The organism is Buttiauxella gaviniae, assembly GCF_040786275.1.
Taxonomy (GTDB): domain Bacteria; phylum Pseudomonadota; class Gammaproteobacteria; order Enterobacterales; family Enterobacteriaceae; genus Buttiauxella; species Buttiauxella gaviniae_A.
Window position 1 is genome coordinate 3,016,519 of record NZ_JBFMVT010000002.1, and the last position, 18,692, is coordinate 3,035,210.

An 18,692-nucleotide genomic window follows, 5' to 3' on the forward strand; every position below is an offset into this window, starting at 1 on the left:
GTTTGTCATAAAACGGGTGCTAAAAGCACCCGCATTTGCACTTAAATTTCCAACGTACCTGCAACTTGAAAGACGACGGGTAGGTTAGATTTTACCGACCAGGTCCAGAGACGGAGCCAGAGTCGCGTCGCCTTCTTTCCATTTAGCCGGGCAAACTTCACCTGGGTGAGAAGCCACGTACTGAGCCGCTTTCACTTTACGCAGCAGGTCAGATGCGTCACGGCCAATGCCTTCCGCAGTCACTTCGATAGCCTGGATGATGCCCTGTGGATCAACGATAAAGGTACCGCGGTCTGCCAGACCCTGGTCTTCACGCATGTTTTCGAAGTTACGGGTCAGGGCGCCAGTTGGGTCGCCGATCATCGCGTATTTGATTTTCGCGATGGTTTCAGAGCTGCTGTGCCACGCTTTGTGGGTGAAATGGGTGTCGGTGGAAACAGAGTAGATATCCACGCCCAGTTTCTGGAATTCTTCGTAGTGGTCAGCCACATCGCCCAGTTCAGTTGGGCATACAAAAGTGAAGTCAGCCGGGTAGAAGAAGAAAACGCTCCAGCGACCTTCTACGTCCTGCTCAGTAACTTCAATGAACTCACCGTTTTTAAAAGCGCTGTTTTTGAATGGTTTGATTTTTGTATTAATTAAAGACATTTGTACTTCCTCCGTTTTGCGATGGGAGAAAGGTACCGAATATTATTGATAGTCTCTAATGGGTAAGATGTATTGAATTGATAAGCGTTTCCTTACAACCGAAACGGCAGACATAAAAAAAGCCACCCGTTGCGGGGTGGCCTCTGTTTGTTGCGCGTTACAATTCCACTTTAAAAAATCATAACAGCGGCGGGATTAAATCACCGATGCGCCGCACGGGTCAATCTGCGCAATCGTTGTATTAACGATGGTTCTGATAGTCCATAACTATTAATGACTCTCTACTAATGCGTTTAAACGCGTACAATTCCGAAATGCTGCACACTTTCATGTCAGAGAAATTGCAGGAATGTGACAACAACGTTAGATTTATCCCTCAGAAATTCCTGAGCACTTATTTCGAGGGTTAGGCGTTGTCGGAAATGCTTTCAATTGTGTTGTTTGTCGCAGCCATTGCCGTTTACGCCGTTAAAGCAGGCCGTAATATTTGGTGGTTTAGCGCCATCCTGCTTATTTTAGGTCTGTACATTGTTCTGAACGTGACGTTTGTTGCCAGTAACTATTTTACCGGCGAAGGGATCAACGACGCGGTGCTTTACACCCTCACCAGCAGCCTGACAGGCGCCGGAATTGGAAAGTACATTTTGCCGGGTGTTGGCGTGGCTGTTGCGCTGGTGGCGGTTTTCGGTGGCCTGACCTGGGTTTTACGCCGCCGTAAAGGGTATCCACACCATTTCGGTTACAGCCTGCTTGCGTTGGTTTTGGCGCTGGCCTCTGTTGATGCGTCTCCCGCTTTTCGCCAGGTCACGGAACTGGTGAAATCGCAAACTCGATCCGGTGATTCTGATTTCGATGTTTATTACAAAGTCCCGCAGGGCACTATAAAAAATCCAAAACTAAACCTCGTTTATATTTATGGCGAAAGCCTTGAGCGTACTTATTTACAGCCCGAATTGTTTGCTGATTTAGCGCCAGAATTAACCGGCCTTAAAAATGAAGGCCTTGATTTTAGCCATACGGTGCAATTACCCGGCACCGATTACACCATTGCCGGAATGGTAGCCTCGCAATGTGGTATTCCTTTATTCGCGCCATTTGAAGGTAATTCATCGGCTTCGATGTCGAGCTTCTTCCCGAAAAATATCTGCCTCGGGGATATATTAAAAGCCTCGGGATATGAAAACTATTTTATGCAGGGCGCGGATTTGCGCTTTGCGGGAAAAGACATCTTTTTACAGTCGCACGGCTTTGAACATATGTACGGGGCGCAAGAGCTGAAAAGCATGGTTGCCGATCCGCAATACCGTAATAACTGGGGTTTTTACGACGACACGGTTCTGGATGAAGTGTTTGAAAAATATATGGAACTGTCGAAATCCAATAAACGCTTCTCACTCTTTACCTTGACCGTTGATACGCATCACCCCGATGGGTTTATATCGAAAACCTGTAAGCGTCGCAGCTATAAATTCGATGGAAAAGAGAACCAATCATTTAGCGCCGTGGCCTGTAGCCAGGAGCATATCGCTGCGCTTATCGAGAAAATAAAAGCCTCACCGTATTTTAAAAATACCGTAATTGTCGTGAGTTCCGATCACCTGGCGATGAACAATACGGCTTATAAATATCTCAATCAGCACGAAAGAAATAACCTGTTCTTTATTATTCGCGGTGATAAACCGCAGACGGATTTGGTTCCGGTAAAACGTAGCACCCTGGATAACGGAGCAACGGTGTTAGATGTGCTGGGCGGCGATAATTACCTTGGCTTAGGGCGCAGCAGTTTATCCGGGCAGTCGATTGCAGCGGTATTCCTTAACGTCAAAGAAAAGGTCATGGAATGGAAACCGGATGTTATCGATCTCTGGAATTTCCCGAAAACCATTACTCAATATGAGATTGACCAGCAGAAAAATACCTTCAGCTATTCGGGGGCGCATTTCAAACTGCCGCTGCTGTTGCGTATTCTGGATAAAAAAATCGAGCCGTTACCTGAAAGCGAATATTCCGCACCGCTGCGCTATCAACTGGCTGATTTTAAAGAGAGTGATAAATTCATCTGGGCCGATCGCTGCTTTAAAATGGCGCGTTTATGGGAGCCGAAACTGACACTTTCTACCGGGCTTTGTGTGGCGCAAGGGCAAGTTGGCGGGCAACCGTCAGTACGCTTAATTGAGCATCAGCAGGAACAACATGCGGTGCAATTCACCCAGCAAAACACCGATAAGGCGCGGTATAAAAAGAATGTCGCCTTATTGAAGGTGGACGAAAACGCTATTCGCTACCAGGCCGATAGTTTTATCTTCAACGTGCCGGGAGCGCCGCAAAACGTCAAAGCGTTCGCGGGGATTTCGCGCCCGGAAAACTGGGGGCGCTGGTCAAATGCCAACCTGGCTCCTGAGGTGAAAATTGAATATGCCGAGCCGCTGCCGGAGAAATTTGATCTGGTGATCACCGCCAAAGCCTTCGGGCCGAATATCGGCCAGCCAGTGCCGGTTAAAGTGGGCAACCAGCAACAGACGTTAACCCTTGGCGAAGAATTGAGTACCACGACGCTGCATTTTGATAATCCGGAGCGCAGTAATCTGCTGGAAATTATTCCGCCGCAGCCGCAGCTTTCCAACGAAGGCAATATTCTCGGCCATGAACCGCGCAAGCTGGGGATTGGGATGGAGGATATTAAAGTGGTGCCAGGGGTTTAACTATGAGTCGGATGGCGCTAACGCTTATCCGACCTACAGTTTATGGGCTGCTCCCTCCCCTGGAAAGGGGAGGGCTGGGGTGGGGTCCAACCTGAACTCAAACCTTACACAAACGCTCAGCCGCCGCGTCAAGCGTCGCTTCCTGCTTGGCGAAGCAAAGCCGAATCAATTTATGCGGGAACGGATCCGCGCAGAACACAGAAAGCGGAATCGCCGCCACGCCCACTTCTTTTGTCAGCCACTGGCAGAAACGCACATCGTCCAGGTCGGAAATCGCGCTGTAATCGGCGAGCAGGAAATAGGTCCCTTCGCACGGGAGAATTTCGAAACGGCTATCGGCCAGCGCCTGAACAAATCTGTCGCGCCGTGCGCGATAAAATTCCGGCAGCTCGCGATAATGCTCGGGCTTCGCACGTAGCATATCGGCAATCGCAAGCTGCGCCGGGGTATTGACCGCAAAAGTCAGATACTGGTGCACTTTACGCAGCTCGGCACTGATGGCGGCGGGAGCCACACAGTAGCCGACTTTCCAGCCCGTCATATGGAATGTTTTGCCAAACGAAGATGCGGCTACCGCGCGTTCACGTAGCTGCGGGTGGGTGAGCACGCTGGCATGACCCGCCTCATCGAAGCAAATATGTTCGTAAACTTCGTCGCTCAGAACATAAATTTCCTGCTCTTTAATTGCCTGCCATAGCGCGGCGAAGTCACTCTTACGCCACACGGTAGCGGAAGGGTTGTGCGGAGTATTCAGAATCACCAGGCGCGTACGCGGGCTTAGCAAGGCGGCAAATTCGTCCCAGTTGACGCGGAAATGAGGCGGCTGGAGAGCAATGCGTTTGAGCACGCCACCGGAAAGCGTCACGGCTGGTGCGTAGCTGTCATAGCTGGGATCAAAGCAGATCACTTCATCGCCGGGGCGCACCAGGGCGGTGATTGCCGCATACAAGGCCTCTGTCGCCCCGGCGGTGACGGTAATATCGCTCTTTGCATCAGGTTTATGCCCGTACAACTCGGCGGTTTTATCCGCGATCGCTTCGCGCAATGACTGCGCACCGGTCATGGGGGCGTACTGGTTTGCCCCGTTCGCCACGTGAAACGCAAGGCGCTCCTGCAAATAAAGTGGCCCGTCAAAATCGGGAAATCCCTGAGAAAGATTTATAGCCTGATGCTGCTGCGCAAGCTGGCTCATTTGCGTGAAAATAGTGGTGCCCAGAGCGGGGAGTTTGCTCTCGGGAATCAACGGTTTTTGAGTCATGATGGGGCGACCTTTGATGTGAGGCGCGTAATTCTTGTGTTGCTGGACTATAACGTTGATGTTAATTTTTGGCAATTAAGACGCTTAGACGTCTAAATCATAACGTTATAGCGGCAGGTCATTGCAAAGTATTCAAAGGATGCCGGGTCGCGTTGCGCCACCCGACATCGCCTGTTTCTCCGCGCTTACAGAACGCCCTGGCCTAACATCGCATCGGCCACTTTTACGAACCCCGCAATATTTGCCCCGCGAACATAGTGCGTTTGTTTCTCTTCGCCGCCGTAATTGACGCAGGCTTCGTGAATATCCAGCATGATGTGATGCAGGCGAATATCCACTTTCTCAGCCTTCCATCCCAGACGAGCCGCGTTCTGCGCCATCTCAAGGCCGGATGTTGCTACGCCGCCCGCGTTAGCCGCTTTGCCCGGCGCGAACAGTACCCCCGCATCAAGGAACAAATTAGTGGCCTCGATGGTGGTCGGCATATTTGCGCCTTCCGCCACCGCTTTCACACCGTTGGCAATCAGCGTGCGTGCGGCGTCAATATCCAGCTCATTTTGCGTTGCGCACGGAAGGGCGATATCAACCGGCACGCACCATGGCTGCTGGCCTTCGAGGTATTTCAGGCCAAATTCTTTCGCGTAATCGGCTACGCGTCCGTCGCGGCTGGCTTTAATTTCGCTTAAACGTGCCAGTTTCTCAACGGTGAAACCGGCTTCATCCACGACGGTGCCGTTGGAGTCAGACGCCGTAATGACGCGAGCGCCAAGCGCCAGCGCTTTTTCAATGGCGTACTGCGCCACATTCCCGGAACCGGAAACGGCCACGCGCATGCCTTCAAAACCTAAACCGTGGCGGCTTAGCATCGCATCCGTGAAGTAGATGAGGCCGTAACCGGTGGCTTCCGGGCGAATCAGGCTCCCGCCGAACGACAGCCCTTTGCCGGTGAAAACGCAGGCCGTATTGTTGGAGAGCTTTTTCATCATCCCCGCCATAAAGCCAACTTCTCGCCCGCCAACGCCGATATCACCCGCAGGAACGTCGGTATCGGGCCCCAAATGGCGGTAAAGTTCCAGCATCAACGCCTGGCAAAAACGCATGATCTCGCCTTCGCTTTTGCCTTTCGGGTTAAAGTCGCTGCCGCCTTTGCCGCCGCCCATCGGGAGCGTGGTCAGCGCATTTTTGAAGGTTTGCTCGAAGCCTAAGAATTTTAGAATCGACAAATTAACCGAGGGGTGAAAACGCATCCCGCCTTTAAATGGCCCGATTGCCGAACTGAATTGCACCCGCCATGCACGGTTAACCTGCACCTGATTATGATCGTCAACCCAGGTTACGCGGAACTGAATGACACGCTCGGGCTCCACCAGGCGTTCTAAAAGTGCTGAACGGCGGTACTGCGGATTTTGCTCCAGGAACGGCCACAGGGTCGTCATCACTTCCCGGACGGCCTGAGCAAATTCTGGCTGATGGGGGTCGCGCTGCTGTACAGAGGCGAGGAATGATTCAAGGGAGAGCGAGTTTTCCATAGATCTATAATTCCTTGTTATAAATAATGTTATATATGTGTTGTGTTGCTTCGAATATAACATTTGCTTATAACGTAGCCGCAAGCGATTTCTATTAATTATCCCCCGAGCTGGATTAGCGTAATTAATTGCCGGGCGTCACCTTTCCATAACGCTGTGAATGTCTCGCCTTTTTGAAAGGGCCCTAATGATTCATTGAGCGTCAGGCTTAGCTGTTGGCTATCTATTTCAGTGAGCGACACGGCTGAAAAATCGAAGTAACGCCCAACGTGGCGAAATAAGGCTTTGAATAAACTCTCTTTGGCGGAAAACACCAGCGTTAATGCGTAATGAAAAGGGAAGGGGGCAGCCTGGATACGTTCTTTCTCAGCGCTTTCAATAATGCCGCCGTAAATTTCCTGGGCAATTTCTGGGGTAATAATTGTTTCATAGTCGATACCCATACCTGACCGCTGTGTGGGGTCGTCAATTATTACCGCGGCCAGGGCCACATTACCGCTGTGAGTGATACTGCCGGTGAAACCTGGTGGCCAGCAGGGCTCGCGGTGTAAACCGATGCCGGGAACAAAATCCTCTATTCCGTGAAAACTCAGCGCTTCGCAAGCGGCGATTCGCCCGGCCAGATGTTCGGCTTTACGCTTATTCACGGCTTTGGATAAACGATGATGATGAGGAAGCCAAAACAGGTCTTCTGGCTTAAAGGTGGCGGCGTCAAAATCCACGCGCACCACGGGTTGCACGGTGTTGGGGAAGATGAAGTGTGCGAGATGCGTTTGCATGGCGTAAGGCCGTAGTCTTAAAGAAAACGGCGGGTGGCTCATGCGCTTACCCGCCGTACAAAAGTAGGGTGAATAAGCGAAGCGCCATCCACCGCTATATCAACTTCTTAGAAGTGTGTATTCACACTCACATAGTAAGTACGACCCGACTCGTTATAGGTTGCGGCACCCGCGCCGTACATATAACCGGTATCGCCGCCGGTGGTCTGGGCATTACCTGCGCGCCAGTGGCGTTCGTCGAAGAGATTATCGATACCCGCCGTCAGGCTGACGTTTTTCGTTGCATCCCAGGTTCCGCTCATGCCAACGATACTGTAAGGGCTAACTTCGTTGGTTTCTGAACCAGTCGCCGGTTGACCTTTGTAGTTGTATTTCTTCGGCTGTTGTTTGCCGTACCATGTAAAGGTCGATTGCAAGGAAATATCCTGACGAACCTGCCAGCTCAGCGTGGAGTTCAACGTATATTCCGGGATAACCGACAGACGTTCCCCGGTCTCCTTGTTCTTACTTTGCAGCATATAAGTGACGTTGTTAGTCCAGTTTACCGTTGTGGAAACGGGCACATTTAACGTCCCTTCCAGCCCTTCAACCACGGCCTTAGGAATATTTTCCCACTGGTAAATATCGGTTTTAACTTTGCCAGAAGCGGTCTGGCCGATAGGCGCATAACCCGCTTCGATTTTGTCGCGATAGTCGTTGCGGAACCAGGTCGCACCTGCCAGCCAGCCGTCACGTTTGAACTCAAGGCCGATCTCTTTGTTGATGCTGGTTTCGGCTTTAAGGTCGTCATTACCCATCATGTAGCAGCCGACACCGGAACCGCTGGCGTAGCAGCCCTGGCCTTTGCTGTACAGAATGTAGTTCGGGTTTGTCTGATACAGGCTTGGCGCTTTGTACGCCCGCGCAATCCCCATTTTCAGAGTGAAGTCATCGCCCAAACCTTGAGACAGGTTGAGTGACGGGCTCCAGTTGTTACCAACGATGCTGTGGTGATCAAAACGCACGCCCGGCGTCAGCATGGTGCTGTCCGTCAGCTCCATGTTGTCTTCGGCAAACAGGGAGAAAATTTCTGCCTGGGAGTATGGGCTACGGTCGGTGCTGGTGGAGCCAGGAATCGGGCCGCCCATAAAGGTCTGACCGTTCGAAGAGAGATCTTTCATCTTCTGCTGGTTCCATTCGGTACCGAGCGTCAGGTTCTGATTGAAGACAAAATCAATCGGGATATTCACTTCGCTGTGCAGCAGCACATCGCTCAGGTCAATATCGCTGAACTTATCGCTCGCGAAGATCCCTTCGGTACCACCGGCCAGGCCTTCCTTCATACGCGAGTTGCGCGTGTGTTCGTACTGCACGTAGTTGCTGGTAGTCAGGCCGTTATCCCACCCGCCGTTCCAGGTCAGGGAATAGTTCTGGCGATAGAGGCGGTTTGTCTCGTTGCCGTAGTTATCCTGAACGATTTTGTTGGTATTGGTGTTCTGCGTGTCGCCGGAATAGAGGTTGCCCTGGCGGCTATAGCCCGCTTCCAGTTCCAGCGATTGCATTGAGGCAAAGTCCCAGCGCACTACGCCGTTGACGTCTTTATTGATGACGCCTTCGCGACCCGCAGGCAGCGTGTTGGAATAAATCCCGGTACGTTGAGACTGATGGCCCTGGTTAATATCCCACGCATCGGCCTGGGTTTTATCAAGGTTACCGTACAGACGGAAGCTGAAATCCCCGCCCAGCGGGCCGTTCAGGCTAAAGTTGGTGCGCTTGGTTGACCCTTCATCTTTGTGCTCAGGGGCATTCAGATAGGTGTTCCAGGTTCCGTGCCATTCGCCGGTGCCTTTTTTGGTGATGATATTCACCACGCCACCTGCGGCACCGTTACCGTAGCGAGCCGCAGCCGGGCCACGGATAACCTCGATGCGCTCGATCATTTCAGGCGGAACCCAACTGGCATCGCCACGCGTATCACGCTCGCCGCGCCAGCCCAGACGCACTGAGTTACGGCTGGTCACCGGTTTACCGTCGATAAGAATCAGGGTGTTTTCCGGGCCCATGCCTCGAATATCAATCTGACGACCATTCCCGCGCTGGCCGCTGGTGGAGTTACCCGTCAGGTTAACGCCCGGCATGGTACGCACGATTTCGGAAATATCACGCGCCGGTGGGCGCTTTTTCAGCTCTTCAGCGGTGATGGTTGAAACGCCCGGCGCCTGCAGGTTTTGCACGGCGGCGGTAACGACCAGGGTATCTTCTTCTGCTGTGTTGTCGTTGTTAGCAGCAGCGGTCTGCGCCGTTGCTGATGCCGTCTGCTCTGCTGCAAAGGCAGGGACAGCGGCACCGTAGATTCCCAAATTGATCAACATCGCGAGGGAATAGTTAATTTTTTTATTCATTATGGCGGCCTGCTTGAACGCTGAGCCCGGTTTGATTCCATTCCCAAAGGGATCGGGGTCAGCATTGATGTCACGTGGTCATACCGAAATCTGCCCAACAATCCCCCGAAATAAGGCAACTGTGCGTTCAAATTCGGCAATTAATTGTTTTTGCACTATGGAACCCGGTAGGTCCGAGCGCGGAAATACGCTATTGCAAATGCAAATAATTATCAATAGTATTATCAATATATTTCAGGGTTGTTGATCGTTATCAGTAAATTCATAGGGTTTGGTTCGAGTGACAAATTTTCTGACAGGAAGTGAAAGCTGGTGGCAGGAAGCACAGGCTCAGGGAATCCCCGCCGTTACCGTTGAAAATAACGGCCAGTGCGCAGTGACTTTTTTGTGGCGCGACCCGCAGGGCTGCGAGCAAACCTCTCCGGTGAAACGGGTATGGATTTACGTTACGGGCGTGACCGACCATCACCAGCGCTCGCGTCCGCAAAGCCTGGTACGCGTGCCGGGAACGGATGTCTGGCAATGGCAAACGCATCTTAACGCCACCTGGCGCGGCAGTTATTGCCTGATCCCCTCGACCAATGAAGACGATTTCCCTGCCGAAGCTTTTGAGGGCATTGAGCCCGATCGAATGGCGCTGCGTGAAGGCTGGCGGAAATTATTGCCATGCGCGATTGCCGATCCGTTGAATCCAGAAAGTTGGTCAGGTGGGCGAGGGCACCCGATGTCCGGGCTTCATCTTCCCGATGCGCCAGAGCAGCCCGGCTGGGATAAACCCAAAACGCCTTATGCGCCGCCTCAGTGCATCACCTGGCACAGCCAACACCTTAAAAATCAACGCAATGCCTGGATTTTTGCGACGGGAGATAAACACCCGGAACAGCGCCCCTTAGCAATTTTGCTTGATGGGCAATTTTGGGCCGAAGGGATGCCGGCATGGCCTGCGCTACAGGCGCAAACGGATGCGGGCGTGTTACCCGCTGCGGTTTATGTCCTGATTGATGTTATCGACAACAATACCCGCAGCGAAGAACTGCCCTGTAACGCCCAGTTCTGGCTCGCGGTGCAGGAAGAGCTATTACCGCAGTTACGCACCCTTACCCAATGGAATGAAAACCCGGAAACCACCGTGGTGGCCGGGCAGAGTTTTGGCGGGCTTTCTTCGCTCTATGCCGCTCTTCACTGGCCGGAACAATTTGGCTGTGTGCTGAGCCAGTCTGGTTCCTACTGGTGGCCACGCCGCGAAATCAATCAGCAGGGCGGGCTGCTTATCAAGCAGATTGAAGAGGGGCTGACGAGCGCCAAACCGCTACGCATCTATCTTGAAGCAGGGGTCAGAGAACCGCTCATCCATCAAGTCAATCAACGTTTATATCCCTTACTACAACAAACACAGCGCGCTGTTTTCTACCGTCAGGTTGACGGTGGGCACGATGCGCTTTGCTGGCGTGGCGGGCTGATTTCTGGCTTGTCATGGCTTTGGAAAGCGTCTCTTTGACAGGAGTGGAGTATGGAATTCAGTAACCCTTTTGATTCGCCGCAGGGCCGTTTTTTCATCCTTGAGAATGCGGCCAGGCAGTTCAGCTTATGGCCCGAACATTGTGTGTTACCCGCTGGCTGGACGGTGATTTGCCAACCCGCATCAAGTGAAGAGTGCCACCGCTGGCTTCTCGACAACTGGACTGAGCTGCAACCCGTATCCTTTGCAAAACAAGAGGTAAACGGTGAGTGAATTAACCATGGCACCTGCACAAAAATTACAGATTGAATCCTTACCGCTCGTTGCGGCACAGCCCGGTATCTGGATGGCGGATCAACTTTCGCCTCAGGCAAATGCCTGGAGCGTGGCGCATTACGTTGAATTAAACGGTGACGTTAACGAGCCGCTACTTTGCCGGGCGATAGTCGCGGGAATGCAGGAGGCCGATACCCTGCGCATGCGTTTTGGCGAAGTAGACGGCGAGGCCCGCCAGTGGATTGATCCCGAAGCCGCATTTACTCAACCGCTTTGCCGCGACCTGCGTAACGAAGCTGACCCCCAGGCGTGGGCGCTGGCAATCATGCGCGACGATCTCGAGCAGGATTTACGCATCACCAGCGGGAAACCTCTTTATCACCATGCGTTACTACGCGTCAGCGAAACACGCTGGTTCTGGTATCAGCGTTTTCATCACTTAGTGGTTGATGGCTTCAGTTTCACTGCAATTACCCGCAGAATCGCCAATATTTATAGCGCGTATTGCCAGAATCAACAGCCTGAACCCAGCCCGTTTACGCCGTTTAGCGATGTTGTTGCGGAATACGATTATTACCGCAAAGCGGACGCCTGGCAGCGCGATCGCGCATATTGGGCAAACAAAGCCAAACAATTACCGCCGCCTGCGACGCTTTCAGCTAAACCGCTGACCGGCCTGGGCTCCACCACCAAATTGATTCGCCAGTCTCTGAGTTTTGAAAATACCGATTTCCACGCGCTGGTGGACGGCGCCCGCCAGCACAAGCTGACCGCCGCAGATATGGCGTTAGGCCTGGTGGCGCTGTGGCTTGGGCGTTTGAGCGGGCGGGCTGATTATTCCGCTGGTTTCATTTTTATGCGCCGCATGGGCTCTGCCGCGTTGTGTGCCACCGGGCCGGTGTTGAACGTGCTGCCCGTTGGCGTGCGCATCGACCCCGATTTTACCCTCGCCGAATTTGCCGCAAACCTTGCGAAAGAGCTAAAAAGCATGCGCCGTTACCAGCGCTACGATGCCGAACAAATCCAGCGTGACCTGGGGCAAGTTTCCAGCGGTGAACCGCTTTATGGCCCGGTACTGAACCTGAAAATGTTCGATTACCGCCTGGATTTCAACGGCATCGAAGGCATCACGCACCAGTTGGCATCCGGCCCGGTGCGAGACCTGGAAATTGCGCTCTATATCAGCGAACAGGGTGAGTTCTCCCTGGAAATTCTGGCTAATGCCGAGCGTTATGATGCGCAGACTTTGCAGCAACATATTGCTCGCCTCCCGCTTCTACTGCGCCAGTTTGCAGCTGAGCCCGCACTGCGCTGTGTAGATGCTCATTTGTTGCATGAGTCCGAAACCGCACTGATTGAAAATGTAAATGCAACGCATACGCCGGTTCCCGCGACCACATTAAGCCAGTTGATTGCAGAGCAGGCGAACCGCACGCCGGATGCGCCCGCGCTGGCTGATGAAAACTATCAGTTCAGCTACCGCGAAATGCGTGGCCAGGTACAGGCTCTGGCACTTCAGCTCATTTCTCGCGGCGTAAAACCCGGAGATGTGGTGGCCGTGGCGCTGCCTCGCTCGGTGTTTTTATCTCTGGCACTGCAGGCTATTGTTGAGGTCGGTGCGGCCTGGTTGCCGCTGGATACCGGTTATCCCGACGACCGTTTAACCATGATGTTGGAAGACGCTGCCCCGCGTTTGCTGGTGACTTCAGACGATCAACGGCCACGCTTTAGCGCGGTGAACGGCCTGCAAATCTTCTGCTATCAAAACCTGCTGGCAACGGAAAATTTGCCGCAGTTGCCAGCACGTTCTACGCCGGAACAGACTGCTTATGTGATTTTCACCTCAGGTTCTACCGGTCGCCCGAAAGGGGTGATGGTCGGGCAGCAGGCGATCGTTAACCGCCTGTTGTGGATGCAAAATCACTACCCGCTAAACGGCGAAGATGTGGTATTGCAGAAAACGCCGTGTAGTTTTGATGTGTCGGTCTGGGAATTTTTCTGGCCGTATCTCGTTGGTGCGAAGCTGGTGATGGCTCCGCCTGAGGCGCACCGTGACCCGGAAGCATTGCAGCAGCTATTTGCTCGTTTTGGCGTGACGACGACGCACTTCGTGCCGTCAATGTTAGCGGCGTTTGTTGCGGCATTAACTGACGATAACGCGATAGCGAAATGCGCCTCTTTGCGCCGGGTTTTCTGTAGCGGCGAAGCGCTGCCGACAGAATTGTGCCGCCAGTGGGAGCAACTGACTCACGCACCGCTGCACAATCTTTACGGCCCGACAGAGGCCGCCGTCGATGTGAGCTGGTATCCGGCATTTGGCGAAGCATTAGCGCGGGTTTCTGGCAGTAGCGTGCCGATTGGCTGGCCGGTGTGGAATACCGGTCTGCGTATTCTGGACTCAGCCATGCGCGCAGTTCCGGTGGGGATCGCAGGCGATCTTTATCTCACCGGCATCCAACTGGCGCAGGGGTATTTATCCCGCCCGGATCTCACCGCCAGCCGCTTTATTGCCGATCCTTTTGACGCGGGCGAGCGTATGTACCGCACCGGCGATGTGGCGCGTTGGTTTGAAGACGGAGCCGTTGAATATCTGGGGCGCAGCGACGATCAGCTAAAAATTCGCGGTCAGCGTATTGAACTAGGTGACATCGACCGCGCGTTGCAGGCGCTACCGGATGTCGCTCAGGCCGTCACTAACGCATGCGTATTAAACCAGGGCGCGGCGGCAGGCGGGGGTGATGCCCGCCAGCTTGTGGGTTATCTGGTATCGGCTTCGGGCCAGGTATTGCCTGTCGAAACAATGCGCGAACACCTTTGCGCCGTTTTACCTGCGCATATGGTGCCGGTTGCTTTAGTGCAACTGAATGATTTCCCGTTGAGCGCCAATGGCAAACTGGACAGAAAAGCGCTGCCGTTGCCAGAACTGGCGCAGCGGGGCTCTGGACGCGCACCTAAATCAGCGCTTGAAAAAACCATCGCGGCCTCTTTTGCTCAGCTTTTAGGGTGTGAAATAGCGTCGGTGGATGACGATTTCTTTGCCCTCGGCGGGCATTCGCTTTTAGCGATGCGCCTGGCGGCAGAGTTGCGCAGAACGCTTGCAAGGCCGGTCACGGTCGGGCAGGTGATGGTGGCCTCAACCGTTGGGCAGCTTGCAGAAACATTGATGCAAGAGCAAAGCGAAGAAGAGGCCAATCGCGCAGGTTTTGATGCGGTGCTCCCGCTGCGTAAAAGTAGCGGCCCCACGCTGTATTGCTTCCATCCGGCGTCGGGTTTTGCCTGGCAATTTAGCGTCTTGCAGCGCTACCTCGACCCGCGCTGGTCGATAACTGGCATTCAGTCTCCGCGCCCAACCGGCCCGATGCAGCAAGCCGAAAACCTGGCGCAGGTATGCGAGACGCATCTGCAAACCTTGCGTGAATTACAGCCCCACGGGCCGTATTACCTGATGGGCTACTCATTGGGCGGCACGCTGGCGCAGGGTATTGCTGCCCGTCTTGAAGCCGCAGGCGAAGAAGTCGCGTTCTTAGGCTTGTTGGATACCTGGCCGCCAGAAACGCAAAACTGGGCAGAAAAGGGGGCAAACGAGCTTGATACCGCAGTTCTTGACGAGATTAACCGTGAACGCGAGGCTTTTGTTGCCGCACAGCAAGGGCTGGCATCTGATGCCTTATTCCAGGCCATTGAAGGCAATTACGGGGATGCAGTCCGGTTGCTGACTACCGCGCAAAGCACGAGCTTTGGTGGCAAAGCGACACTGTTTGTAGCGGAGCGAACGTTACCGGAAGGGATGGACCCGCAAAAAACCTGGGCGCCGTGGATTGGTGAGCTTGAAGTGTTCCGGCTCGACTGCGCACATGTCGATATTATTTCTCCAAAGGCGTTTGAAGAAATAGGCCCGGTGTTACAGCGAGTATTAGCGTAAGTGTCGGATGGCGCTGCGCTTATCCCACCTACGAATCATTATTTGTAGGGTGGATGAGCGCAAGCGCAATCCACCGTTTCTCCTATGCGGTTATGCCGCTTGCGTCTTACGCTTCAGCATCTCGCTGAGAGTGATGATGCGGCTGATCTCTTCCTGCGTACGCGGGTCATTCTGGATTTCCCAGATATCCACGTTGGTTTGCAGATTTAGCCAAAATTCCACGGAGGTATCGAACACCTTCGCCAATCTAAAAGCCATGTCAGTCGTTAATTTGCTGTTGTTATTTAATAGCTTACTCACCGTATTGCGGTGCACCTGAAGCATATCGGCCAGATCGTTGATTCGCAGACCTGTTGGCTCGAGATACTCATAAAGAAGCACGTCACCGACAGCGGTGGGTTTACGTTGTGCCTGGACCATAATTCATCCTTAATTTGCTGTTACCGGGCGAATCACTTGTGCCATTTGTAGCCGTGATCATCGAGGTAAATATTGTTCGCTTTACCGTTTTGCCAGATGAAGATAAGCCTGTACTGGCTGTTGACCCTTATTGAAGAGTAACCCTCCAGTGGAGCGCTTAGCTCTTCGTAACGATTAGCGGGCGGCGAGCGCAAATCTTTATAGGTCACGGCTGCGTTAATTAAATCTAATTTGCGTGCCAGAGTGCTGACGATATGGGGCGGAATTCTACGGTGGAGCCTGGTAAATAAGAAGAAATCCTCGAGCCATGCATCTCTAAAACTGCTTATCGTACGCATCTTCTCCATGATGCCGGTTCCATCTAAGTGAGCGGATCGGCATTAGAACATAGGATGCACTCTTGCACTGTGTAAGTGTGCGCCTTTGCGAGGTGTTACGCAAACATTTTAATTATTGAGATTTATCGCCCCAGCGGCACCACCAGCGGCGTATGCGCCACTGGATCCTCAATTATCATGCAGCGCAGGCCGTAAATGGCTTCGATAAGTTCCGGCGTGACAATTTCTGTCGGTGCGCCCTGGGCAACAATTTTCCCATCCCGCAGCGCGATTAAATGTGTTGCGTACCGGCAGGCCTGATTCAAATCGTGCAGTACCGCAGCCAGCGTATATCCCTGCGTCTGGTTGAGTTCGCGCAGCAGTTCAAGCAAATCAATTTGATGGCTGATATCAAGCCAGGTTGTCGGCTCGTCGAGCAGCAGAATAGAGGTTTCCTGCGCCAGCACCATGGCAATCCACGCGCGCTGCCGCTGCCCGCCGGAAAGGGTATCGACGGGCTGATCGGCGAGATCTTCAATGTTTGTTGCTTTTAATGCGCGCTCTACCGCCAGGCTGTCTTCTTCGCGCCAGCGTGAAAACATCGGCTGGTGCGGGTAACGCCCACGCGCCACCAGCTCCGACACGCTAATATCGCCCGGCGCACTGGAGTTTTGCGCCAGCAAACCCACGCGTCGCGCTACCTCTTTGGTCGCAAAGCGGTGGATTTCATTTCCGTCGAGCCACACCTGGCCGTGCATCGGTTTCATCAGGCGGCTTAATGTGCGCAGTAGTGTCGATTTCCCGCAGCCGTTGGGGCCGATAATTGCGGTAAATTCTCCGTCAGGAATGGCAACGGTCAGGCCGTCGGCCACCACATGATTGCCATATCCCAACGTGAGCTTTTCGCCGTGCAGGCGCGATGGAGAAGAGATTTGGCTCATTTCTTACGGGACTCCTGAATCAACAACGCAATAAGGTAAATGCCGCCGAGGCTGACCGTGACCACGCCTACCGGCAACTGATACGGCATGAAAAGATGTTGGGCGCACAGGTCAGCGGCTAATAGCAACGTTCCGCCGCACAGAGCCGATTGCAGCAGGCCCCAGCGAGAAGTGCCGCTCAAACGGCGTGCGATATGCGGTGCCACCAGAGCGATAAACGAAATTGGCCCGGCCAACGCGGTGGCTGCGGCGGTGAGAATGACCGCCGTTAGCATCAGCAGCAGGCGAGAACGTTCTACGGAAACGCCAAGGGCGCAGGCGCTGTCATCCCCCATCTCCAGCAGCCGCATACGGCGTACCAGCAGGGCGGAAGCAAACAATGCCAGCAGCATTAACGGTGCTGCGGGAAGGAGTTTTCCCCAGGTTAAACCGTTCAACGAACCGGCATTCCACAGCCCTGCGGAAATGGCGGTTTCAAGCGACGCGTGGAGCAAAAGCCAGGTGTTGAACGCCACCAGCATGGCACGCACGCCAATGCCGATAATAATTAAGCGGAACGTTTCGATGCCATTGCGCCAGGCAAGCATCCAGACAACCAGCGCGGTGAGAATCCCGCCAATCATGGCGGAGGTGGCAATTGCGGTTTGATGCTGACCAAACAACACCATCGCCACCAGCACGCCGCTCCACGCTCCGGTGTTAAAGCCCATGACGTCCGGGCTGCCGAGCGGGTTGCGCATCAGCGACTGGAAAATAGCGCCGCTCACGCCCAATGCTGCACCAATCAGCAGCGCCATGACCACGCGCGGCAAACGCCACTCGACCACCACCAGCGAAATATTACGCGGTGCGGAACCGATAAGCGCGTCAATAACCTGGCCGACGGCAAGCGGCAGAGCGCCACTTCCCAGGCTCCATATTCCCAGTGAAATGCCCAGCAACAGCAAAAGCAGGCTGGTGATGATTAAACGCGGAGAAAGACGATTCATAGCCCGGCTCCTTTGCGTTGGCGGCGCACCAGATAAATCAGCATTGGCGCGCCGATAAACGCGCTCACCACTGAAACGCGCAGTTCGCCTGGCACCAGCATACGGCCAATAATATCGGCAAACAGCAGCAAGGTTGGGGTGGCGATTAAGGTCACGGGAAGTGACCAGCGATGATCGGAGCCCACCAGCCAGCGCGCCAGATGGGGTAGCATCAGGCCGATAAACGCAATCGGCCCTACGGCGGCGGTGGCACTTCCGCAAAGTAAGGTAATGGCAATCAGACCCAGCACCTGCGTGCGTGCGACTTTGCTACCTAGCGCGGTGGCGGTATCAATGCCCATGCTCAGGCTATTAAGTGAACGGCTGATAAACAGCGCGATCGTGCAGCCAGCCAGCACCGGCAGCACAATAACTTTTAACGTTTCAAGGGTGCGAATATCCAGCGATCCGGCCTGCCAGAAACGTAACTGGTCGTATACCGTTGGGTTCAGCAGGGCGATGCCGTTGCTTAACCCTTCGAGCACCGCGCCGAGCGCCACACCGGCCAGGGTTAAACGCACCGGGCTAAGCTGCCCGCCGCCCTGGCTTCCGGTAAACGCCACAAGCAATGCGGCGAACAACGCGCCGGAAAAGGCCAGGCCGAGCAGCGCGATGGGGGATGTGAGGCTCCAGACAGCGGCTCCGACAACAATGGCAAAACTGGCTCCGGCATTGACGCCAAGCAGGCCAGGGTCGGCGAGGGGATTACGGGTGAGCGTTTGCATCAGCGCCCCGGCAAGGCCGAGTGCGCCTCCGGCGAGGATTCCCGCAAGCGTTCGCGGCAGGCGCGCATCCAGCACAATTGTGCAGTCGGCACTTTGACACTGGCCGCTGAGCGCATCCATAACGACGTCGGCAGGCAGTGATTTTGCACCCAATAGCAGGCTGAGCGCCGCCATCAATAACAGCAAGAAAAACAGGATAAGCAAGACCGCAGAGCGCCTTGATAACCACGAGACTGACATAACGTTCTTTCCCTGAAAAAAATGCCCTCATCCCAACCTTCTCCCCCGGGAGAAGGAGAAAACCGTA

14 protein-coding genes are annotated in these 18,692 nt (G+C 54.0%); 4 read left to right on the top strand and 10 right to left on the bottom strand.

From position 1 onward, the window contains the following. Positions 1 to 84: 84 nt before the first annotated feature. A complete protein-coding gene (gene ahpC / locus AB1E22_RS14625; protein ID WP_367595962.1) occupies positions 85 to 648 on the bottom strand; it encodes an alkyl hydroperoxide reductase subunit C in 564 nt (187 codons plus the stop codon). A gap of 413 nt (positions 649 to 1,061) precedes the next feature. On the opposite strand from ahpC, the gene opgB reads away from it, so the two are divergent. Next, positions 1,062 to 3,350 (top strand): phosphatidylglycerol--membrane-oligosaccharide glycerophosphotransferase, encoded by a 2,289-nt coding sequence (opgB, locus tag AB1E22_RS14630; RefSeq protein ID WP_367595963.1) that lies wholly within the window; start codon positions 1,062 to 1,064, stop codon positions 3,348 to 3,350. Between the two features lie 97 nt (positions 3,351 to 3,447). Here the strand turns inward: opgB and AB1E22_RS14635 are convergent, their stop codons facing one another. The 4 genes from AB1E22_RS14635 to AB1E22_RS14650 all read right to left on the bottom strand — a co-directional run bounded on the left by AB1E22_RS14635 (position 3,448) and on the right by AB1E22_RS14650 (position 9,297). Continuing rightward, on the bottom strand, positions 3,448 to 4,608 hold the full coding sequence (locus tag AB1E22_RS14635; RefSeq protein ID WP_367595964.1) for a pyridoxal phosphate-dependent aminotransferase: 1,161 nt from the start codon (positions 4,606 to 4,608) through the stop codon (positions 3,448 to 3,450). Positions 4,609 to 4,793: 185 nt separating this feature from the next. Further along, entirely contained in the window at positions 4,794 to 6,137 is a 1,344-nt protein-coding gene (gene gdhA, locus AB1E22_RS14640; RefSeq protein ID WP_367595965.1) for an NADP-specific glutamate dehydrogenase, read from the bottom strand. 98 nt (positions 6,138 to 6,235) lie between these two features. Further along, positions 6,236 to 6,916 (bottom strand): enterobactin synthase subunit EntD, encoded by a 681-nt coding sequence (gene entD / locus AB1E22_RS14645; protein WP_367595966.1) that lies wholly within the window; start codon positions 6,914 to 6,916, stop codon positions 6,236 to 6,238. 107 nt (positions 6,917 to 7,023) lie between these two features. Beyond that, complete coding sequence (locus AB1E22_RS14650; protein ID WP_367595967.1) at positions 7,024 to 9,297, bottom strand: TonB-dependent siderophore receptor; 2,274 nt, start codon at positions 9,295 to 9,297, stop codon at positions 7,024 to 7,026. Between the two features lie 280 nt (positions 9,298 to 9,577). Here AB1E22_RS14650 and fes point away from each other — a divergent pair, with 280 nt between their 5' ends. Genes fes through AB1E22_RS14665 form a run of 3 tightly spaced genes read left to right on the top strand, consistent with a single transcriptional unit; the run spans position 9,578 to position 14,954 of the window. Further along, complete coding sequence (gene fes / locus AB1E22_RS14655; RefSeq protein WP_367595968.1) at positions 9,578 to 10,795, top strand: enterochelin esterase; 1,218 nt, start codon at positions 9,578 to 9,580, stop codon at positions 10,793 to 10,795. A gap of 12 nt (positions 10,796 to 10,807) precedes the next feature. Next, the gene (locus AB1E22_RS14660) at positions 10,808 to 11,029 is read left to right on the top strand and encodes an MbtH family protein (protein ID WP_367595969.1); all 222 of its coding nucleotides are present in this window, start codon (positions 10,808 to 10,810) and stop codon (positions 11,027 to 11,029) included. Positions 11,030 to 11,036: 7 nt separating this feature from the next. After that, positions 11,037 to 14,954, top strand: coding sequence for an enterobactin synthase subunit F (locus AB1E22_RS14665; RefSeq protein ID WP_367597381.1), 3,918 nt, complete (start codon positions 11,037 to 11,039; stop codon positions 14,952 to 14,954). 90 nt (positions 14,955 to 15,044) lie between these two features. Here AB1E22_RS14665 and AB1E22_RS14670 read toward each other — a convergent pair whose 3' ends face one another. The 5 genes from AB1E22_RS14670 to fepD form a co-directional block, all read right to left on the bottom strand. Beyond that, positions 15,045 to 15,374 (bottom strand): HigA family addiction module antitoxin, encoded by a 330-nt coding sequence (locus AB1E22_RS14670; protein ID WP_367595970.1) that lies wholly within the window; start codon positions 15,372 to 15,374, stop codon positions 15,045 to 15,047. Positions 15,375 to 15,406: 32 nt separating this feature from the next. Further along, the gene (locus AB1E22_RS14675) at positions 15,407 to 15,721 is read right to left on the bottom strand and encodes a type II toxin-antitoxin system RelE/ParE family toxin (protein WP_367595971.1); all 315 of its coding nucleotides are present in this window, start codon (positions 15,719 to 15,721) and stop codon (positions 15,407 to 15,409) included. A gap of 113 nt (positions 15,722 to 15,834) precedes the next feature. Continuing rightward, positions 15,835 to 16,632, bottom strand: coding sequence for an iron-enterobactin ABC transporter ATP-binding protein (fepC, locus tag AB1E22_RS14680; protein WP_367595972.1), 798 nt, complete (start codon positions 16,630 to 16,632; stop codon positions 15,835 to 15,837). Beyond that, a complete protein-coding gene (gene fepG / locus AB1E22_RS14685) occupies positions 16,629 to 17,621 on the bottom strand; it encodes an iron-enterobactin ABC transporter permease (protein WP_367595973.1) in 993 nt (330 codons plus the stop codon). Before fepG ends, fepC begins: the two co-directional genes overlap by 4 nt. Beyond that, a complete protein-coding gene (gene fepD / locus AB1E22_RS14690; protein WP_367595974.1) occupies positions 17,618 to 18,625 on the bottom strand; it encodes a Fe(3+)-siderophore ABC transporter permease in 1,008 nt (335 codons plus the stop codon). The genes fepG and fepD overlap by 4 nt, the downstream gene beginning before the upstream one ends. Positions 18,626 to 18,692 lie beyond the last annotated feature (67 nt).